This window comes from uncultured Alistipes sp. (assembly GCF_963931675.1).
Lineage (GTDB): Bacteria > Bacteroidota > Bacteroidia > Bacteroidales > Rikenellaceae > Alistipes.
The window spans coordinates 382,917-400,029 of the sequence record NZ_OZ007039.1 but is presented as its reverse complement, the minus strand read 5'-3'; the positions used below and the strand labels follow the sequence as shown (position 1 = coordinate 400,029).

Sequence of the window (17,113 nt, the reverse complement as noted above, 5' to 3'; positions counted from 1 at the left end):
TATCGTCTTCATATCGTTTCAGTTTAATAATTCCAATAATTATAAGTAGCCACGACAAGTTGTCTGTTTGTGTGGAGCAGCAGGCAATCCCTTTCTGCCCGTATCTTGTTGCGCAGGACAGTGATGTAACCCAGCACAGACACTTGCCCGGCTTCCACCTCTTTGGCGTAGGCTGACAACACCTCGTCGTATTTGGCAAGCTGCCGCTCCAGGGCGACAGCCCGTTGGTCATACTTGTCCAGTTCGGAGAGGCATTGCCGGATACGCATTTGTCTCCGGTATTCGGCATTTTCCTTATATGTCCGTATGCTTTGTTGCTGCCATTCAGCCTGATGCTCCTTCCACCGCTTCTGTCTGCCGTCGAATATCGTCCAACGGAAGGTCAGCCCCGCGCTCATGCCGAAATGCCTGTACCATCCGGCATAGTCGCCCGCTTGCATGCCGCCATTTACAAACAGGTCCAGCCGGGGCTTGTATTGCAGATTGAACGAACGCAGCGATGCCACCGTGTTCAGGCTGTCCAACCGATATTGTTCAGTGAAAAGGCTGCTGCCATATAAATTAGGCGTACGCTGTTCCACGCCGATATTTGCTAAAGCCACGTTTGCCGTATCCTCGATGCCGCACAGCAGGTTCAGGTCCATCAGGTGTGTATGGTAAGACTGCAGGGACGAAAGGCGCAGTTCCTCGTTGGCCGCCCGCTCAATGGCAAGCAGCCGCAGGTCTGATTCCTTGGCCAATCCGTTTTTCACCAGGCGCCCGACTGTTTTTTCTTGGTGCACGAGTACCGCACCAACGGAATCCGCAAATGCCGCTTGCGTCTGGTCGAGAAGGCAAAGCAGGTATTGTTCCGTCACAGTACGCTCCAACTGATGCTCCTCCAGGCGGATGTGATTGCGGACAATTTCAGTGTTTATCCGCGACTGCTCCTGTACCACCTTGTAGGAAGAGTTGCCCAACAAAGGCTGTGTCCAGGTTACCCCTGCGTGTAGGAATCCGCTGCTTTCGCCAAGGTCATATCCATCATAATCCGTGGCGTTATGTGCGTTCCATTGGAAAGAAGTCCTCCCTCCGTCTTTGGATACGATCGGTACAAATAGATAATCCCCGTTCACCTCCAGCCGGGAATGACGGTACATTGCTTTCAGCCGCTGCAACTCATCCTGTTCCATTTGCATCTGGTTGCGGTAATCATTCAGCAGAGGACTGTTCCGTTTGGCAGCCTCCATATAATAGGAGAGAGAATGCTCTTGCCCTTGTCCGTATGCAATGGCGCCCCAAACGGAAAATGTCAGAAGTAATGCTACACGTTTCATGTTCAGCTCTTTTTCCGGCAAAAGTATAATGCGAGTTTGGGGAAAGTTTGAAGATGGGATAGAGGGACAGTCCTATATCTGTAACTAAAGGGCACATCCCCTGGAAGATATTGCAATGCATGGTTTGTCGATACCGGTTCTCCAAATGATTGAATAACCAATGCGCCTCTGGGCTTGTGGGGATCGGGTATCTGTGATTAGGTAAAGTTTATCTTGACAATCTGCCGTATGATATTAAATAAAATCTCCTCAATCTTCAAAGTTGCGATTATCGCAATTGAAAGGATTGAGGGTTTATAAACAAGGGGAACTTTATGGTATCAAATCACAGAGTAAAGAACATATTATATTTGATAATCAATAAGATGTGAATTTAATTCTGGTTCAGCGCTGGAGATAAAACAACTTTGTAAAAATCTCATGATAAGCAAAAGAGTTGTCCATAGTTAATTTATGGACAACTCTTTTGAGACAGATATGACTTTTTACAAATTTTTGTGCTCAATAAATTTACTTCGCAGCCACTCATCGAGCAATCTTGCCAACTCATCATTGTTCAAGTCCTGCATAAGGAAATGAGTGTTTCCATAAATTCCTATTTTGGGAAGCTCGACCAATGTTGCATTTCCTCCGTGCCGGTTGATTGTTTCCACGAATTTGCGGGCCATCTGCAGACGTACGCGCCAATTCTCGTCACCGAGGTTTTTGGACGGTGTTTCGGGGATATAGTCTCCGAAATAGAGCACGATCGGAATCTCCGTCAGCCGGCGGAACTGTTCCATCGGCACGGGCGTGCCCGCCACACCTCCGGTCAGTCCGTCAATACGTTCCGGTACTTCGCCATCCGGGAATACGAAGCCGCCAGGCTCATACGAAACGACAGCTTTCACTTCCTTATTCTGTATGGCTGACATCCAGCCAGGGAAGCCTCCTGCCGAATGGGTGACAAGGATATGATTCCCGATACGTTTTGCCAATGCTCTGAGGGCCGGGACATCCTGTTTATGGTCGCTGATGTCAGGAGTCATTTCACGGAAGAACTGTGAAAGCGATGCGGAGTCTTTCGGGAATTGTACACCTTCGTTGTAATCAGGCCAAATGCCTATGCGCCATATATCGAACCAGAACATTTCATCGGCGACAGGTTTTACCGTTGTTGTCGCGGACGTTCTTCCGGCCCGTCCGCGTCCGGGCAAATCCACGACATAGCTGCTCCATCCACGACGCAGCATCAGCGTGGCAAATCCGTCGCGGCCGTCAGGGGTCATCTGCCAGCAGACGCCCGAACCTCCGTAACCGTGTACATAGACCAGCGGCAGACAATGGGCGCCGGCTGGAATCTGAAAATCGACGAAGGCGTGGTCGGCACGATAACTCTGTCCCGTCTCCTCCTGCTCGGCCCATCCGACAAATTTACTGTTATCGTATGTCCCCGGGCGCTGTATGGTTGTGCCTCCTGCCGGGAAGTGTCCCTGTTTTACTATTGTTACAGGCTCTTGTGCTCCGGCTGTTGCCGCAACTGACAGCAACAATGCCGATAAAACTATTTTCTTCATTTCTTTTCCGTCAATTGGTCCAACACTTTGCGAAGCGGTTCCGAATATGTCTTGCCGAGGTTTATCTCCACGATGTTCAGCAAAGCCGAAAGTTGTTCCGGTGTAACTCCAAGATGCATACATATTGCGGCATGGCTCCCGAACATCGGCTCTACGCCGCCCACTCCGGCGAGGACCGACACCGTGGCGAGTTCACGTTCCCGACAGGTCAGCAGATCGCGCTCAAAAAGGTCGGCGAAAAGATGCTCTTTGAGGAATCGCTCGATTGTCGGAGCAAACAGGGCGTATCCTGCTTTCGGAGCATCGGCAGGTATGCCTGAAATTTCGGCAAGCACATCACGGCCACGTTCATAGCGGCTTCTGTTATCCCTGACAATGGATGCTTCCCTGCCGACTGCATCCGTTATGCCGTCAGCCTTTCGCTTCTCCACGACCTGCATGAAAGTCTGGATAGCCCGCAAACTCCGGGGGAATCCGCAATATGCATAGGCGTGAATCAGTACTTCGTTTATTTCATTGACTGTCATCCCCGCATCCAATGCCTGGACAAAAGCCTGTCTCAAATTTTCCAAATCGCCCTTCCCCGTATAAGATGCGACTGCAACGATGGCCTGCTCTCTCGGGGCAAGCACCTTGTTAGCCTCGGCATAACGGGTTTCAGCGCCGTCCGTAGCTTCTTCATACTGTTTGTCGCCCAGGGGATAAGGCTGCCGGAAGTTTTCTGCACGCTGCGCATATACTGCAATGGATGATATTGCCATCATGGCCGTGATAGATAAAATCCTGATTTTCATATCCGTTTTTGTCTGATTATTCATCTAAGGTTTTCGTGAAAGCAAGGGTTGAGAGTTGCCATTTCCCGTTTTCCATCACATATACTTCCGTAACGATAAAAGGAAACCGCACGGCGTTGCCTCCAACCACCGAATTCAAATGTATCCGGCTGTAAACCGTTGCCGTTCCTGCAGCAAATTTCACCTGTACATCGTGTATCTCGGCTTTCTTATACCAAATGCCACCCGTGCGAATGGTTTCCAGCTCCTGCTGTTTGCCCCAATAGCCACCCATGTGGACAAACTGCGAGTTCTCATGGAACAGCTCCGCCAACTTTTCCACATTTTTCTCTGACATCCAGTTCCACTTGCAGTCGGACAAATCGACGATCTCCTGTTCCTCGGCAGTAAATGCCTTCCGGTTTTCTTGGGCCTTTGTTCCGACTGTAAAAGTCAGAAGCATGAATACCATAATGGCTATTGATTTCATATCTTTCTGATTTTTTAATTATTACCACTGCAAAGATAATTGGAGCCGTCGGAAGCGGTGATACAAAAAAATCGGTAAAAATCTCAGTTTTTACCGATTATCCAGCCTAAAATACATAATCCGGGACAAGAAGTTTCATCAACTCATAATCATGATTCTTCTTTACCATACATTTATTCCCGAAAATCATAATGTATCCATATTCTCGTGTGAATGCTGGCCAGTATGGAATCCCAGAATGATTGGGATTCCCGTTTTTTGCGAAGTTAATCCATGCCGCACTCATGCAGTCTGCAAGTATTTCTGCCAGCTTACCTCCGACAGCGGAAGCCTTTGACATAGATATATTATTGAGTATAAACGGCAGTTTGGAACAATGATAGGATATGGCAGAACCACCGTCAAGCGGTGTATCCCATGCGAACATATAGTTATAAACAACCCCGTCGTTCTGGTCGGCTTTCAGACGTGACGTCTTGATTGCCGGAGCACGCAGCATTGTGTCTACATAGAGCACATCAGCAATGGAACGTTCAGGATATGCGAGCCTGTAAACTAAAGAGTGTGAAGTAAAGGGAGAAAGAGATTAACTTTACAGACACACTTTAATTATGGGTAATTCATTTGATTTTGAAACGATTAAGGCGAATGTCATTGAACAGATGAAGGCAAGCCCCCCCCTCTCTCTTGTCTCAACAAAAAAAGGGCCGAATCCAGATTCGGTCCTTTTCAGTAGCGGGAGAGAGACTTGAACTCTCGACCTCATGATTATGAATCATGCGCTCTAACCAGCTGAGCTATCCCGCCATTGCTGAAAGCGTGTGCAAAGGTAATCGAAAAATCCGAACCTGCAAAATATTCGGACGAAAAAACACGGGAAAAACTTTCGGTACCGGGTCGTGGCACCGATTTTGAGACCTCTGCGCGAAAAATAAAATTCAATGACCCCATCCGAATCCTCCCGTCCCGGATTTACCGACACCCTGGGCATCCTGAAACTCCTGGCCGGCATTACGCTGCTTGTGGCCCTCTCGTGGGAAATTCTCGCCGGGGACCACACCCATTTGTCCGACACCTACCTGACGATCCAGTTTTTCGTCTGCATGGTTTTTCTCTGCGATTTCCTGTTTCGGCTGGTCCAGTCCGCGCGGAAACTCCGTTTTTTCGTACAACATCTGTTCTACCTGCTGATCTCGATTCCGTACCTGACGCTGTTGTCGTGGGCGGATCTCCGCATGACCCACGACTGGGGCATCCTGGTCGGAATGATTTCGATGCTGCGGGCTTTTCTGGCAATGTTCATTATCGTGCAGTGGATGGTGCGGGGGAGCCGGATGCAGTGGTTGCTTGCGGCCTATCTTTTCACGGTTGTGGCCTTCACTTACCTCTCGGCACTGGTATTCTACGACTACGAGGTGTTGGTGAACCCGAAACTCCACGGTTTCGGGAACGCCTTGTGGTGGGCGTGGATGAACGTCACGTCGGTCGGAGCTGCGATTTTTCCGGTCACGGCCGTCGGGAAAGTGGTCTGCGTGCTGCTGCCGTCGTTAGGGATGATGTTCTTCCCGATCTTCACGACCTACGTTCTCCAGGAGTATGCCACGAAAAAGGACGCTGACGATACGCCGTCGGAGGTTTGAAGCCCTGTCTGATCGAAGAGCGCCGCGTAAAAAAACTGCGCCGGACCTGTTCCGGCGCAGGGCTTTTTCGGAAGACGAAGTGCCAGCCTGCTACCCCGTCAATACGTCAATGATCCATCATTTGGCTTGCTGCGGATTGGCGTCGTAGAAGCTCTTGTAATCACCGTGCCGCGGGGCCCCGGGCTTGTCGGGATACCAGTCGGGCATTTCGTCGACCTTGGCCTTCAGCTTGGCGTAGAGTTCCTGCACCTCGGGCGGGCACTCCGTCACATCGAGCGGGTGCTGCTCCATGGGGTCCTCGGAGAAGTGGTAGAACCGCCCGTCCCAATAATACTTGTATTCGGTGTTGAATGCACAGCGGGCGGCTCGCGGATAGGGCTTGTGGGGCCACAGGGGGTTGAAGTGCACGAGGGTGAATTCTCGCTGGAGGGGTTCGAGCCCGCAGAGTTCGGGATAGAGCGAGATGCCGTCGATGCGCCACTCCTCGGGGACCTCGATTCCCATGGCGTCGGCCATCGTGGGCATGAAGTCGGTCATGTCGACGAGGCGTTCGCTGACGCGCCCGGACTTGATTTTGTCACCCCAGGCGATCAGCAAGGGAACGTGCGTGCCGTTGGAGGTCGCATTTCCCTTTCCGCCCTTGATTTCGCGGCCGTCGCTCATTTTCGAGACGACCTGCTCCATGGTTCCGTTGTCACCGACAAAGATCAGAATGGTGTTGTCCCAGAGACCGTCCGCCTGGAGTTTGTCGACGAACTTCCCGACCTGTTTGTCGAGATAGGCGACCATGTCGGGGAAGTGCCGGGTGTCGTGTATGAAGCGGGTTTCGGGGTTGTCGGTCCAGCACTCGGAGTCGGGGGTGGGGACGTGGGGCGTATGGACCAGCGGTGTGGGGTAGTAGAGCAGGAAGGGTTTTCCGGCTGCGGCCTGGCGGTCGATGTAGTCGAACGCATAGCGCAGAGCATCGTCGGGTCCGTAGTAGCTGAAATCGTAGCGACCGTTGTTGTCGAGATAAGAGAAGGCATAGCGGTCGGTGGCCTTGTCCCCGGCGAGTTCCTTGTAGATTTCGAGCTGGCAGAGGCACCATTCGTCGAATCCGAGTTTGGAGACCATCTCCCGGGAACGTCCGAGCTGCCATTTTCCGACGATCGCCGTGGAATACCCGGCCTGTTGTGCGAGGTGGGCGAAGGTGTGCTCGTCGTCGTTCATGTATCCGAAGTTGACATAGTTTCGGTCGTTGTAGATCCCGGTCATGAGTTGCACGCGCGAAGGGGTGCTGAGGGGCATGGCGTGCATGTTTTCGAATCGGATGGCCTGCCGGGCGAGTGAGTCGATGCAGGGGGTCTGGTAACTGACTCCGCCGTAGCAGCCGATACATTCGCTTCCGAGGTCGTCGGCGAGGATCAGGATGATATTGGGCCGTTGAGGTTCCTGCTGGGAGCAGGCGGTTGACGCGAGTGCCAGTACGCCGATTCCGGCGGCTTTGAACGGGCTTTTCATGGCTTTCGGTTTTTAAGGGTTATCTTTCGCAAAAATAGTTTTTTATTTCGAAAAAACAAATATCGAAACATGATTTATTTTCGAATGGAATATATTGTATTTTGAAATGAAAATCCAGCTCTGCATATACAGAACTGGATTCTGCTGAATTTCAAATTGTTTGTTGTTTTACTTGCGTTGTTCCTTCAGCAGGTCGCGGATTTCGGTCAGGAGCAGCTCCTCTTTCGAAGGCGCGGGCGGGGCGGGCGGCGTCTGGGCCTTTTTCTTCATGAGCCGGTTCATCAGCTTGACCATGAGGAAGACGCAGAAGGCGAGGATGACGAAATCGACGCACTGCTGGATGAATGCGCCGTAGTTCCAGTAAATGGGCTCCACGGGTGCAGCCTGGGCTGCCGCATTGGTCCCGCTGACCAGCCCTTCGACGGAGTGCATGGCACCGGACGTTACGTCGCGGACCTTCGAAATATCGATCCGGAGCTGCGAGAAGTCGGTGTTTCCGATCAACGCCCCGATCGGGGGCATGAGGATGTCGTTCACGAGCGAGGAGACGATCTTTCCGAATGCGCCTCCGATGATCACGCCGACGGCCATGTCCATGACATTGCCTTTCATGGCGAATTCCTTGAATTCCTTGAAAAAAGCCATACTTTTCGAATTTGGGTTTTGGTTATGGGGTCGTTCCGTTTTTCTCCGCAGACAGGAAGCGGCGGGCGCCCGACGACTGTGGCCTGACGAAGCAGCCGATTCCTCCTGTTTTCGATAAAGATAAGGAAAATTTCCGGAATTGTGAACTGTTCGGACGAGATGCGTGCCTTTTCGGTCGGGAGTCTGCAGTCGTCGTGTTGTCCCCTTGCGTGGAATGATACGCCGGGAGCACACTATTCCGAGGTTTTTCGTATCTTTGCCGATGTATGTACCGTGCAGGGAACGCCGTGCGCCGCCAGTTTGCAGGGCAGCCGGGGCCCTTTCCCGCACCGAAATCCGAAGAATCCGCCATGACACCCGTTGCCGTCATCTGTACCGTTTTGGGCTATATTGCCGTGCTGTTCGCCGTTGCGTGGCTCTCGGGCCGGCGTGCCGACAATGCGGGCTTCTTCACCGGGAACCGCCGCACGCCGTGGTATATGGCGGCCTTCGCGATGATCGGGGCGGCGATGTCGGGCGTGACGTTCATCTCGGTCCCGGGGTCGGTTGCCGCCGACTCCTTCTCCTACATGCAGATGGTCGCGGGCTTTACCGTGGGCCAGTTTGTCGTGGCCTACGTGCTGATCCCGACCTTCTACCGCCTGCGTGTGGTCTCGCTCTACGAATATCTGGACGACCGCTTCGGCGTGGCCTCGCACCGCACCGGAGCGTGGTTCTTCTTCATTTCGAAGATGCTGGGCGCAGCACTGCGGGTCTACGTGGTCTGCGCGGTGCTGCAGGTGCTGGTTTTCGCGCACTACGGCATTCCGTTCTGGGCCAACGCGCTGGTGACGATGGCCTTCGTGTGGCTCTATACGCACCAAGGGGGCGTGAAGTCGCTGATCTGGACCGATACGCTCAAGACGCTGTGCCTGGTCGGGAGCCTCGTGCTGTCGATTCTCTTCATCATGCAGGCGCTGGGCCTTTCGGTGGGGGAGACGGCGCGTGAGGTGGCGGCCTCTCCGATGTCGCGGGTTTTCTTCTTCGACGACCCTTCGTCGGACCGCTACTTCTGGAAGATGTTTGCGGCGGGGATCGTGCTGCTGGTGGCCATGACGGGACTCGACCAGGACATGATGCAGCGGAACCTGAGCTGCGCCACGCCGCGCGACTCGCAGAAGAACATCGTATTGACGGCCGTGAGCCAGATCTTCGTGATCTTCCTCTTCCTGGTGCTGGGGGGGCTGCTCTACCTCTACGCGGCGCGGACCGGGATGGCGCTTCCGGAAAAGAGCGACCAGGTATTTTCGCTGGTGGCGGTTGAGGGCGGGCTTCCGCTTGTGGTTGGCATTCTGTTTGTTGTGGGGCTTATCTCAAGCACCTATTCGGCTGCGGGATCGGCGCTCACGGCGCTGACGACCTCCTTCACGGTTGACATCCTCGAGGGTCCGAAACGCATGGACGACGTGCGCCTGACGCGCCTGCGCAAGGGGGTGCACGTGGGGATGGCGCTGGGAATGGCGGCCGTGATCCTGGCCTTCGAATACTGGGCCGACGACAGCGTGATCAACCTGGTCTACAAGGTGGCCAGCTACACCTACGGTCCGATCCTCGGGATGTTTGCCTTCGGGATGGTGACGCGCCGCCGGGTGCGTGACCGCTGGATCCCGCCGGTGGCGGTTTTGGCTCCGGTGCTGAGCGCCCTGCTGCAGACATGGGCCCGCGAGGCGTGGGATTACCAAATCGGTTTCGAACTCCTGATCTACAATGCCGCCTTTACGATGATCGGTATGTGGATACTATCGCAAAAGAATGAAAAATAGACTGTTATATCTGCTTGTTTTACTTTTTGCTTTCGGTGAAGCAACGGCCGCGGGGATCGGCTCCGCGACGCGGGCCGAAATTGCCCGGACCCTTTCGCGGATCGTTTCGCGCGAGGTGTCGGGCGGCTACCAGAAGGCGGAGCCGATTCCTGTGCGGGTGCAGGGCGTGAAGGCTTCGCGCCGCACGGTGCGGATCTACGCCTCGATCGGACTTTCATACTACCCCTTCCGCGAGGCGAATACGCGGGCGATGCGCGATTCGGTGCGGGCGCTGCTCCCGGCGGAGTTCCGCAAGGCGCAGATCGAGCTCTACACCGACAACCGCGAGGTTTCGGAGCTGATTCCGCTGGCCTGCCGCGATGCGTCGCAGGTGCGGCGGCTGGTCGAGAAGCGGAAACTCGTCCTCTTCACCAACCGTTCCGGCGTGTCGGACCGTCCGCTGGTGACGCGCCTCTCGACGGTTGTCCCGACCCCGACCGCGGGGCTTGCGGGACGCCATATCGCCGTGTGGCAGAGTCACGGGCGCTATTTCGACCAGCCGGAGAACCGCTGGCGGTGGCAGCGCTCGGCGCTGTGGCAGACCTGCGAGGACCTCTATACGCAGAGTTACGTGCTGCCGTACCTGGTCCCGATGCTCGAAAACGCCGGGGCGTGCGTGTTGCTGCCGCGCGAACGTGACGTGCAGCGCCACGAGGTGCTGGCGGATAATGATGCCGAACGGGAATATACCGAACAGGGGACCTGGGAAGCGGGCGGTGCGGGCTTTGCCCACCGCCGACAGGTCTACCTGACCGGTGAAAACCCTTTCCGGGAGGGGACGACGCGTCGGATCCGGAGCGTCACGCACCGTCCGTCGGGTGAGGCCGAATGGCGTGTTGCAATCCCCGAGCGGGGCGAATATGCCGTCTACGTGAGTTACGAATCGACCCCGGAGAGTGTCGACGATGCCCGCTATACGGTGCACCACCTGGGCGGCGAGACCGAATTCGCCGTCAACCAGACGATGGGCGGCGGAACGTGGATCTACCTGGGACACTTCGCCTTCGCCCCGGGCGAGCAGCCGATCGTGACGCTGACGAACCGCTCGCGGCGTGCCGGACGGCTGGTTTCGGCCGATGCCGTGAAGGTGGGCGGAGGGTTCGGAAACGTGGCCCGCACGCCGGTCGACTCGCTGCGGCAGCCCGGCCGCGAATATGTGGCCGAGACGAGCGGCTACCCGCGTTTCTGCGAGGGGGCGCGCTACTGGCTGCAATGGGCCGGGTTCCCCGAGACGGTCTACTCGCCGAAAGACCATAAGGACGACTACAAGGACGACTACATGTCGCGGGCCCATTGGGTCAACGCCCTGCTGGGCGGTTCGGAGCGCCTGCCCGACTCCACGGGTCTGCACATCCCGCTCGACATGGCCCTGGCCTTCCACTCGGATGCCGGGGTGCGCGACGGCGACGGGATCGTCGGGACGCTGGGCATCTGCTACACGCGGGAGCACGGCGGCAAGTTCGAGGGCGGAGCCGACCGCTACCGTTCGCGCGACCTGACGGACCTCGTGCAGACACAGGTCGTGGAGGATATCCGCCGCACCTGCGAACCCGACTGGCAGCGGCGCGGGATCTGGAACCGCGCCTACTACGAAGCGCGGGTCCCGGGGGTTCCGACCATGCTGCTCGAACTGCTTTCGCACCAGAATTTCGCAGACATGCGGCTGGGGCAGGACCCGCGTTTCCGGTTCCTCGTGAGCCGGGCCGTTTACAAGGGTATCCTTCGCTATGTCGGCTCGCAATACGGATTATCCGAAGTGGTGGTACAACCGCTTCCGGTGACGTCGTTCGCCGCGGAGTTCACCCCGGACAACCGGGTGCGGCTCTCGTGGCAACCCGCGACCGATCCGCTGGAACCCTCGGCCGCCCCGACGGCCTATGTGGTCTATACGCGGCGCGATGACGGGGGATTCGACAACGGCCGCCGGACCGACCGGCCCGAACTGACCGTCGAACAGGAGCCCGGACACGTCTACAGCTACCGCGTGACGGCCGTGAATGACGGCGGGGAGAGTTTTCCGGGCGAGACCCTGGCGGTGTGCCGTGCGGCCGAGGAAAGGGGCCGTGTGCTGGTGGTCAACGGTTTCGACCGCGTGAGCGGGCCCGAGAGCGTGCGGTGCGACTCGCTGGCCGGGTTCCGCATGGACCTCGACGGCGGGGTGCCCGACCGCGTGGACATCTCGTTCATCGGCCCCCAGCGGGTCTTCGACCTCGCGCAGGCGCGTTGCAACATCGACAGCATCGCCCTTGGGGCCTGCGACCGCAGCTACGAGACCGACGTGATCGGCGGCAATACGTTCGACTATCCGGCCCTGCACGGCCGTTCGATCGTCGCGGCGGGCTATTCGTTCTGTTCGGCATCGGCCCGGGCCGTCGGGGAGGGGCGCGTCGCGCTGGAGGGCTATGGCGCGGTCGACCTGATTCTGGGCAAGCAGCGCAAGACGCCGATTGGCCGCGGACTCGGCGAACCTTCGTTCACGGCCTTCCCGGAGCCCCTGCAGGGGGCGTTGCGGCGCTATCTGGCCGATGGCGGGGCGTTGTTCGTCTCGGGGGCTTACGTCCTTTCGGACCTTGTGGGGGACTCTGAGGCGGAGTCCGCCGGGCGGGCCTTTGCCGAAGAGGTGCTGCGCTGCCGGTTGGATACCTGCCGCGAGTCGGGTACGGGCCGGATCCGTGTCGTGACGGCCCATCCGGACTTCTCGCGCGGCGAGTACCGCTTCAACACGCTCTACCGCCCCGATTGCTACGTCGTCGAGCGGCGGGATGCCCTGTGTCCGGCCGGGGACGGGGCGTTTGCCGTGATGCGTTACGACGATGACGGAGGTACGGCGGCCGTGGCGTGCGAAACCACCGGAAGGACCTTTGTGGCGAGCTTCCCGTTCGAGACGATCCGCGACGGCGTGCAACGCGACCGGCTGATGCGCGACGTATTGGACTTCCTTATGAAGAAGGGGTTGAAATAAATTGTTTTATTCGTTAAAAATTACAGAGCTATGTCGTTGGAACAGCAGATTTCGAAAGGAATCATGGAGGCCATGAAGGCCAAGGATACGGTGCGTCTGAGTGCGCTCCGAAACGCCAAGAAGTACATCATCGAAGCCAAGACCGCCGGTCCCGAAGTGGCCGAACTGCCCGATGCCGACGTGCTGAAGATCATCTCGAAGCTCGCCAAGCAGGGCACGGACTCCGCTGCGATCTTCACCGGGCAGAACCGCCCCGACCTGGCCGCGGAGGAGTTGGCCCAGGTGGCTGTCTATCAGGAGTTCCTGCCCAAGCAGCTCACTCCGGAGGAGCTGACCGCCGAAGTCCGGGCCATTATCGCCGAAGTCGGCGCTACGTCGATGAAGGAGATGGGCAAGGTGATGGGGGTAGCTTCGAAACGCCTGGCCGGTCGTGCCGACGGCAAGGAGATTTCGACCAAGGTCAAGGAACTCCTCGCATAAAATGCACCTGCTCGAACAGTTGCAACGCAACGTGAGAACCATTGCCATGCCCTCGGCCATGGTGTTGGGGGCGCTGCTGTGCCGCCCGATTGCGGCCCTCGAAACCGCAAGCCATCAGATGATCACTCCGACGCTGATCTTCCTGATGCTCTTCGTCACCTTCTGCCGCGTCAGCCCCAAACAGATGAAACCCTCGATGCTGCATGTCTGGCTGCTGCTCTTCCAGGTCGTGGTCTGCATCGCGGTCTATCTGCTGCTGCTGCCGCTGAACGACGTCGTGGCGCAGGGAGCCATGGTCTGCGTCCTGGCTCCCGTGGCGATGGCCGCCGTGGTCATCGCAGGGATGCTCGGCGCAAACGTCGCCACAATGGCTACCTACAGCCTCATCTGCAACATGGCAATCGCCCTGGTGGCGCCCGTCATCCTGACCTTCACCGGAACGGGTGAATGCACCTTCGCGCAGATCCTCGCCCGGATCGCCCCGCTGCTCGTCGGGCCCTTCGCTGCCGCGCAATTTTTCCGCTTCGTCTTCCCGAAACTCGCCAAGTGGATCGGGGAGCACGGGCAGATCTCCTTCTACATGTGGCTGATGTCGCTGCTCGTGATCATCGGGCGCACGACCTGCTTCATCATCGACCTGCACGACGCCTCGGTCTCCACGGAGTTGTGGCTGGCCTTTGCGGCGCTGGTGATCTGCCTGGTGCAGTTCAAGGTCGGTCGCGCAATCGGGCGCCGCTACGGCGATCCCCCCGCCGGAGGTCAGTCGCTCGGCCAGAAAAACACCGTGCTGGCAGTCTGGATGGCTCAGTCATTCCTGAATCCCGTCTCCTCGATCGCCCCGACGGCCTACATCGTCTGGCAGAACTTCGTAAACTCCTATCAGATTTACCGCAAGGATCAGGAGAAACTGAAAAATCAAACCCGCGGGGCGGAATAACGGGCTTCGGGGCGAAACCATCCCGCTACCTGCCGGGTAGCGGATGCAGATACCTTGGCGTTCAACGTCCAGGCCGACAAGGAGCGCGCCGGTTTCTCGACTGCGCTGGTCGAAGGAGATAGGGATGGACACTATTTAAGGACGGGGTAATAAGCTATTGTCCTGATATTTCCACCCGATTATTTCTTAAAGCACGAGAGATGAACAAAAATGAAATTTTGCAACAATTAATAGCTTCAAGTGAGTATTTGTCCGAATTCAAGCTAAAGGGACAAGGGTTGATAAGGACAACTTCCGATGGCTTTGAATCTATTGAATTAGAGACATATCCCCGAAGTTGGGACATGGAAACAGATAAACCGGCATTGCGAATTTATCCCATATATGGCAGGCGTTTTGATATTCTGCACAGGTGGTTTGAACCATTTTCTCCAAAATCTCGAAAAGACCAGCGCGATAATTATACCATAGGGTTCGATGGGAAAATGCTTAACGCAGACAATTATTTCTATTTTCCGCAAGACGATAGTCGATACGATGAACGATTTTCCCTCCTGAAAGAGGAAGTGGAAAAGAATGCCAAGGCTGTTTTTACCCGTTATGCAACCGTGGAGGATTTTTACCATAATAATGTTCAGCCATTATTGGATAATGAAATAAGCATATTGCCCAACGTGGGTGTAGATTGGATATTCCTTTATCTGAAAAGTTCGCGACTTGTAGCTCCCCATGATTATCCCATTATCAAAAACAAGATTATGAAGCAGGTGGAAATGATGAATAAACGTGGCGAGCCCAATGTAATTGAAATATATCCGAAGTTGGATGAAATTTTTAATGCGTTGGAGCAATTAAATTAGTGTTATGCTTATTGCTGTCCCATTTGAATTATTGTATCTTTGTAACCAAAAGAGTTGTTAGACAGAAATACACCGCATATCACGGAATTTGCGACTGTTGCCAAATCATTACCTCTCTCTTTGAGAAAAAGTTTATAAGTAGCTTATTCCTGATTTATTCCTATTTCAATATCGGATTTTGCTGGAAAACCCGTGCGTAGCGGGTTTCGTTATTTCCGCCTTGAGCGGAAATCCACCCGCCTAAAAGGCGGGCTTTATGGGCGAAGGTCTCAGAGAAGGGTTTCCGATCCGGTTCTGCGCCTCGACGATCCTGGATTCCCGCGAAAGCGGGAATGACCGGTCTAAGAGACCGGTTTTGTGGGCTGCTGAACCTTTAGCGGTTTCCGAAGCCTTTACCCGCATACAACCCCTATCGGAAACAAATCACCGCGATTAACGGTCGAAGCGCAGAATTGGATCGGAAACCCCTTGAAGCCACCTTCGCCCCCCCCCGGCTCTTAGCCGGGTTATTCCCAGAAGCCGTGGAAATGGTGCACCGGACCGTGCCCGTGCCCGATCTCATACGACGCTCCCGCCTCGATCGCCGAGGCAATATACGCCTTCGCTCGCGCTGCCGCTTCGCTCAACTCGAACCCCCGAGCCAGGAACGCCGCCAGCGCCGACGACAGCGTACAGCCCGTGCCGTGCGTGTTGACCGTCTGAACCCGCCGCGAACGCAACGGAATAACCTCGTCCGTCTCGGCATTGTAGAAAATGTCGATGAGCTCCTCGTCGGTGAGGTGCCCCGCCTTCAGGAAAACAGATACCCGCCCCCCGCAGGACAAGGCCCGGGCCGCGTCGGGAAGTTGCGACTGCCGGTCGATCTGCTGCCCCAGAAGCAACTCCGCTTCGGGAATGTTCGGCGTGATGACCCGCACGGTCGGAATCAACTCGTCGCGCAGCGTCGCAACGGCCTCCCCCTGCAGCAAGGCGTCGCCCGACGTGGCCACCATTACCGGGTCGAGCACCACGTTGCGCAGGCCGTAGGGCGCCAGCGTGTCGCGCACGGCGCGGATCAACTCCGAAGAGTGCAGCATCCCGATCTTCACGGCGTCCGTGCCGATGTCGTCCAGCACCGAGCGGATCTGGCCCGTGACAAAATCAACCGGGATGGGGTGCACGCCCGTAACCCCCACCGTATTCTCGTCCACAACGGCCACGATGGCCGATGTTCCGAAGCATCCGCATGCCGAAAAGGTCTTCAAATCGGCCTGGATGCCTGCGCCGCCGCTCGGGTCGCTGCCCGCAATGGTCAGCGCGCGTTTGTAGTGTTTTTTCGTTTCGTTGCTCATATTTTCCAGTTTTCGAGATTCCAGGCGCTCTCCCAGAAGAGCCACTCCATGCGGGTACAGCGCACGAAAAGTTCCGTCATCCGGCTACGGGTCTCCGCTCCGGCGGCCGCGGCCAGTTCGTCGCAGATCCGCGTGGCAAGCTCCGCGGAGGCCGCAAAAGCCGGGTCGGCATAGGTCTCGATCCATGCCCGGTAGGGATTTTCGAGAAGCGGGGTGAGGTGCTGCTCTCCGCTGTTCGGATTTGCTCCGGCGGCCGTGCTGCCGTCGGGGGTCGGGGTGCCGCTGTTGTGGCCCGGGCCGGGTCTGTTCCCTGCGGCGCCTGGGTTCTCCGAGGCCCGGGCCTGCGCGAGGATCGCCTCGCCGACCCGCTGGTAGACTACGAAGCACGGCAGCACGGCCGCTGCTTCGACCTCGACGGGTGCCGTGGCCTGCGCCTCCAGCACCGAAGTGTACAACAGACACGTCGGGCTCATCTCCCCGGGTGCCGGCAGATCGCCCGCGAGGAACTGCGCGTGAAGGGCCCGTTCGACGGCAATGCCGTCCAGGGCGAAGTGCAGGAAGGCCTCCGTCTGCTCCTTGCGGGGCAGTCGTGCGGCCACGTGGGCCAGCCGTCGAGCATAGCCGTCCAGATAGAGGGCGTCCTGGCGGATGTAGAACCGGAAGCGTTCCGCCGGAAGCGTCCCGGCGGCCAGCGCCCCGACGAACGGGTGGCGGAGAATCTTTTCGAAGGTCGGGAGGGCTGCCTCCCACGCCTCGTCGCTCCAGCGTTTCATCGTTGCGGA

General features: G+C 56.7%; 15 protein-coding genes and 1 tRNA gene. 6 read left to right on the top strand and 10 right to left on the bottom strand.

The genetic code is table 11. The features are described 5' to 3' along the window. Positions 1-23: 23 nt before the first annotated feature. The 6 genes from ABGT65_RS01745 to ABGT65_RS01720 form a co-directional block, all read right to left on the bottom strand. Positions 24-1,316 (bottom strand): TolC family protein, encoded by a 1,293-nt coding sequence (locus ABGT65_RS01745; RefSeq protein ID WP_346699489.1) that lies wholly within the window; start codon positions 1,314-1,316, stop codon positions 24-26. Between the two features lie 485 nt (positions 1,317-1,801). Then, a complete protein-coding gene (locus ABGT65_RS01740; RefSeq protein WP_346699488.1) occupies positions 1,802-2,872 on the bottom strand; it encodes an alpha/beta fold hydrolase in 1,071 nt (356 codons plus the stop codon). Beyond that, a complete protein-coding gene (locus ABGT65_RS01735; RefSeq protein WP_346699487.1) occupies positions 2,869-3,690 on the bottom strand; it encodes a carboxymuconolactone decarboxylase family protein in 822 nt (273 codons plus the stop codon). The genes ABGT65_RS01740 and ABGT65_RS01735 overlap by 4 nt, the downstream gene beginning before the upstream one ends. After that, a complete protein-coding gene (locus tag ABGT65_RS01730; protein ID WP_346699486.1) occupies positions 3,683-4,135 on the bottom strand; it encodes a nuclear transport factor 2 family protein in 453 nt (150 codons plus the stop codon). The genes ABGT65_RS01735 and ABGT65_RS01730 overlap by 8 nt, the downstream gene beginning before the upstream one ends. Positions 4,136-4,241: 106 nt before the next feature. Then, positions 4,242-4,652 (bottom strand): carboxylesterase family protein, encoded by a 411-nt coding sequence (locus ABGT65_RS01725; protein ID WP_346699485.1) that lies wholly within the window; start codon positions 4,650-4,652, stop codon positions 4,242-4,244. Positions 4,653-4,868: 216 nt separating this feature from the next. Further along, positions 4,869-4,942: transfer RNA gene (locus ABGT65_RS01720), tRNA-Met, on the bottom strand. 134 nt (positions 4,943-5,076) lie between these two features. On the opposite strand from ABGT65_RS01720, the gene ABGT65_RS01715 reads away from it, so the two are divergent. Then, entirely contained in the window at positions 5,077-5,775 is a 699-nt protein-coding gene (locus tag ABGT65_RS01715) for an ion channel (protein ID WP_346699484.1), read from the top strand. A 117-nt stretch (positions 5,776-5,892) separates the two neighbouring features. Here the strand turns inward: ABGT65_RS01715 and ABGT65_RS01710 are convergent, their stop codons facing one another. Then, complete coding sequence (locus tag ABGT65_RS01710) at positions 5,893-7,275, bottom strand: sulfatase-like hydrolase/transferase (protein ID WP_346699483.1); 1,383 nt, start codon at positions 7,273-7,275, stop codon at positions 5,893-5,895. A 168-nt stretch (positions 7,276-7,443) separates the two neighbouring features. Then, positions 7,444-7,920: a large-conductance mechanosensitive channel protein MscL gene (mscL, locus tag ABGT65_RS01705; protein WP_346699482.1), complete on the bottom strand. Its 477-nt coding sequence runs from the start codon at positions 7,918-7,920 to the stop codon at positions 7,444-7,446. Positions 7,921-8,270: 350 nt separating this feature from the next. Here mscL and ABGT65_RS01700 point away from each other — a divergent pair, with 350 nt between their 5' ends. From ABGT65_RS01700 to ABGT65_RS01680, 5 genes are all read left to right on the top strand, one after another. Further along, positions 8,271-9,722, top strand: coding sequence for a sodium:solute symporter (locus ABGT65_RS01700; RefSeq protein ID WP_346699481.1), 1,452 nt, complete (start codon positions 8,271-8,273; stop codon positions 9,720-9,722). Next, complete coding sequence (locus tag ABGT65_RS01695; protein ID WP_346699480.1) at positions 9,712-12,723, top strand: xanthan lyase; 3,012 nt, start codon at positions 9,712-9,714, stop codon at positions 12,721-12,723. The genes ABGT65_RS01700 and ABGT65_RS01695 overlap by 11 nt, the downstream gene beginning before the upstream one ends. A gap of 30 nt (positions 12,724-12,753) precedes the next feature. Then, complete coding sequence (locus tag ABGT65_RS01690) at positions 12,754-13,203, top strand: GatB/YqeY domain-containing protein (RefSeq protein ID WP_346699479.1); 450 nt, start codon at positions 12,754-12,756, stop codon at positions 13,201-13,203. Position 13,204: 1 nt separating this feature from the next. After that, a complete protein-coding gene (locus ABGT65_RS01685; protein WP_346699478.1) occupies positions 13,205-14,140 on the top strand; it encodes a transporter in 936 nt (311 codons plus the stop codon). A gap of 200 nt (positions 14,141-14,340) precedes the next feature. Next, complete coding sequence (locus ABGT65_RS01680; protein WP_346699477.1) at positions 14,341-15,000, top strand: hypothetical protein; 660 nt, start codon at positions 14,341-14,343, stop codon at positions 14,998-15,000. Between the two features lie 506 nt (positions 15,001-15,506). Here ABGT65_RS01680 and thiD read toward each other — a convergent pair. Together thiD and ABGT65_RS01670 are read right to left on the bottom strand one after the other, a co-directional pair. Continuing rightward, entirely contained in the window at positions 15,507-16,331 is an 825-nt protein-coding gene (gene thiD, locus ABGT65_RS01675; protein WP_346699476.1) for a bifunctional hydroxymethylpyrimidine kinase/phosphomethylpyrimidine kinase, read from the bottom strand. Beyond that, positions 16,328-17,104, bottom strand: coding sequence for a TenA family protein (locus ABGT65_RS01670; RefSeq protein ID WP_346699475.1), 777 nt, complete (start codon positions 17,102-17,104; stop codon positions 16,328-16,330). The genes thiD and ABGT65_RS01670 overlap by 4 nt, the downstream gene beginning before the upstream one ends. Positions 17,105-17,113 lie beyond the last annotated feature (9 nt).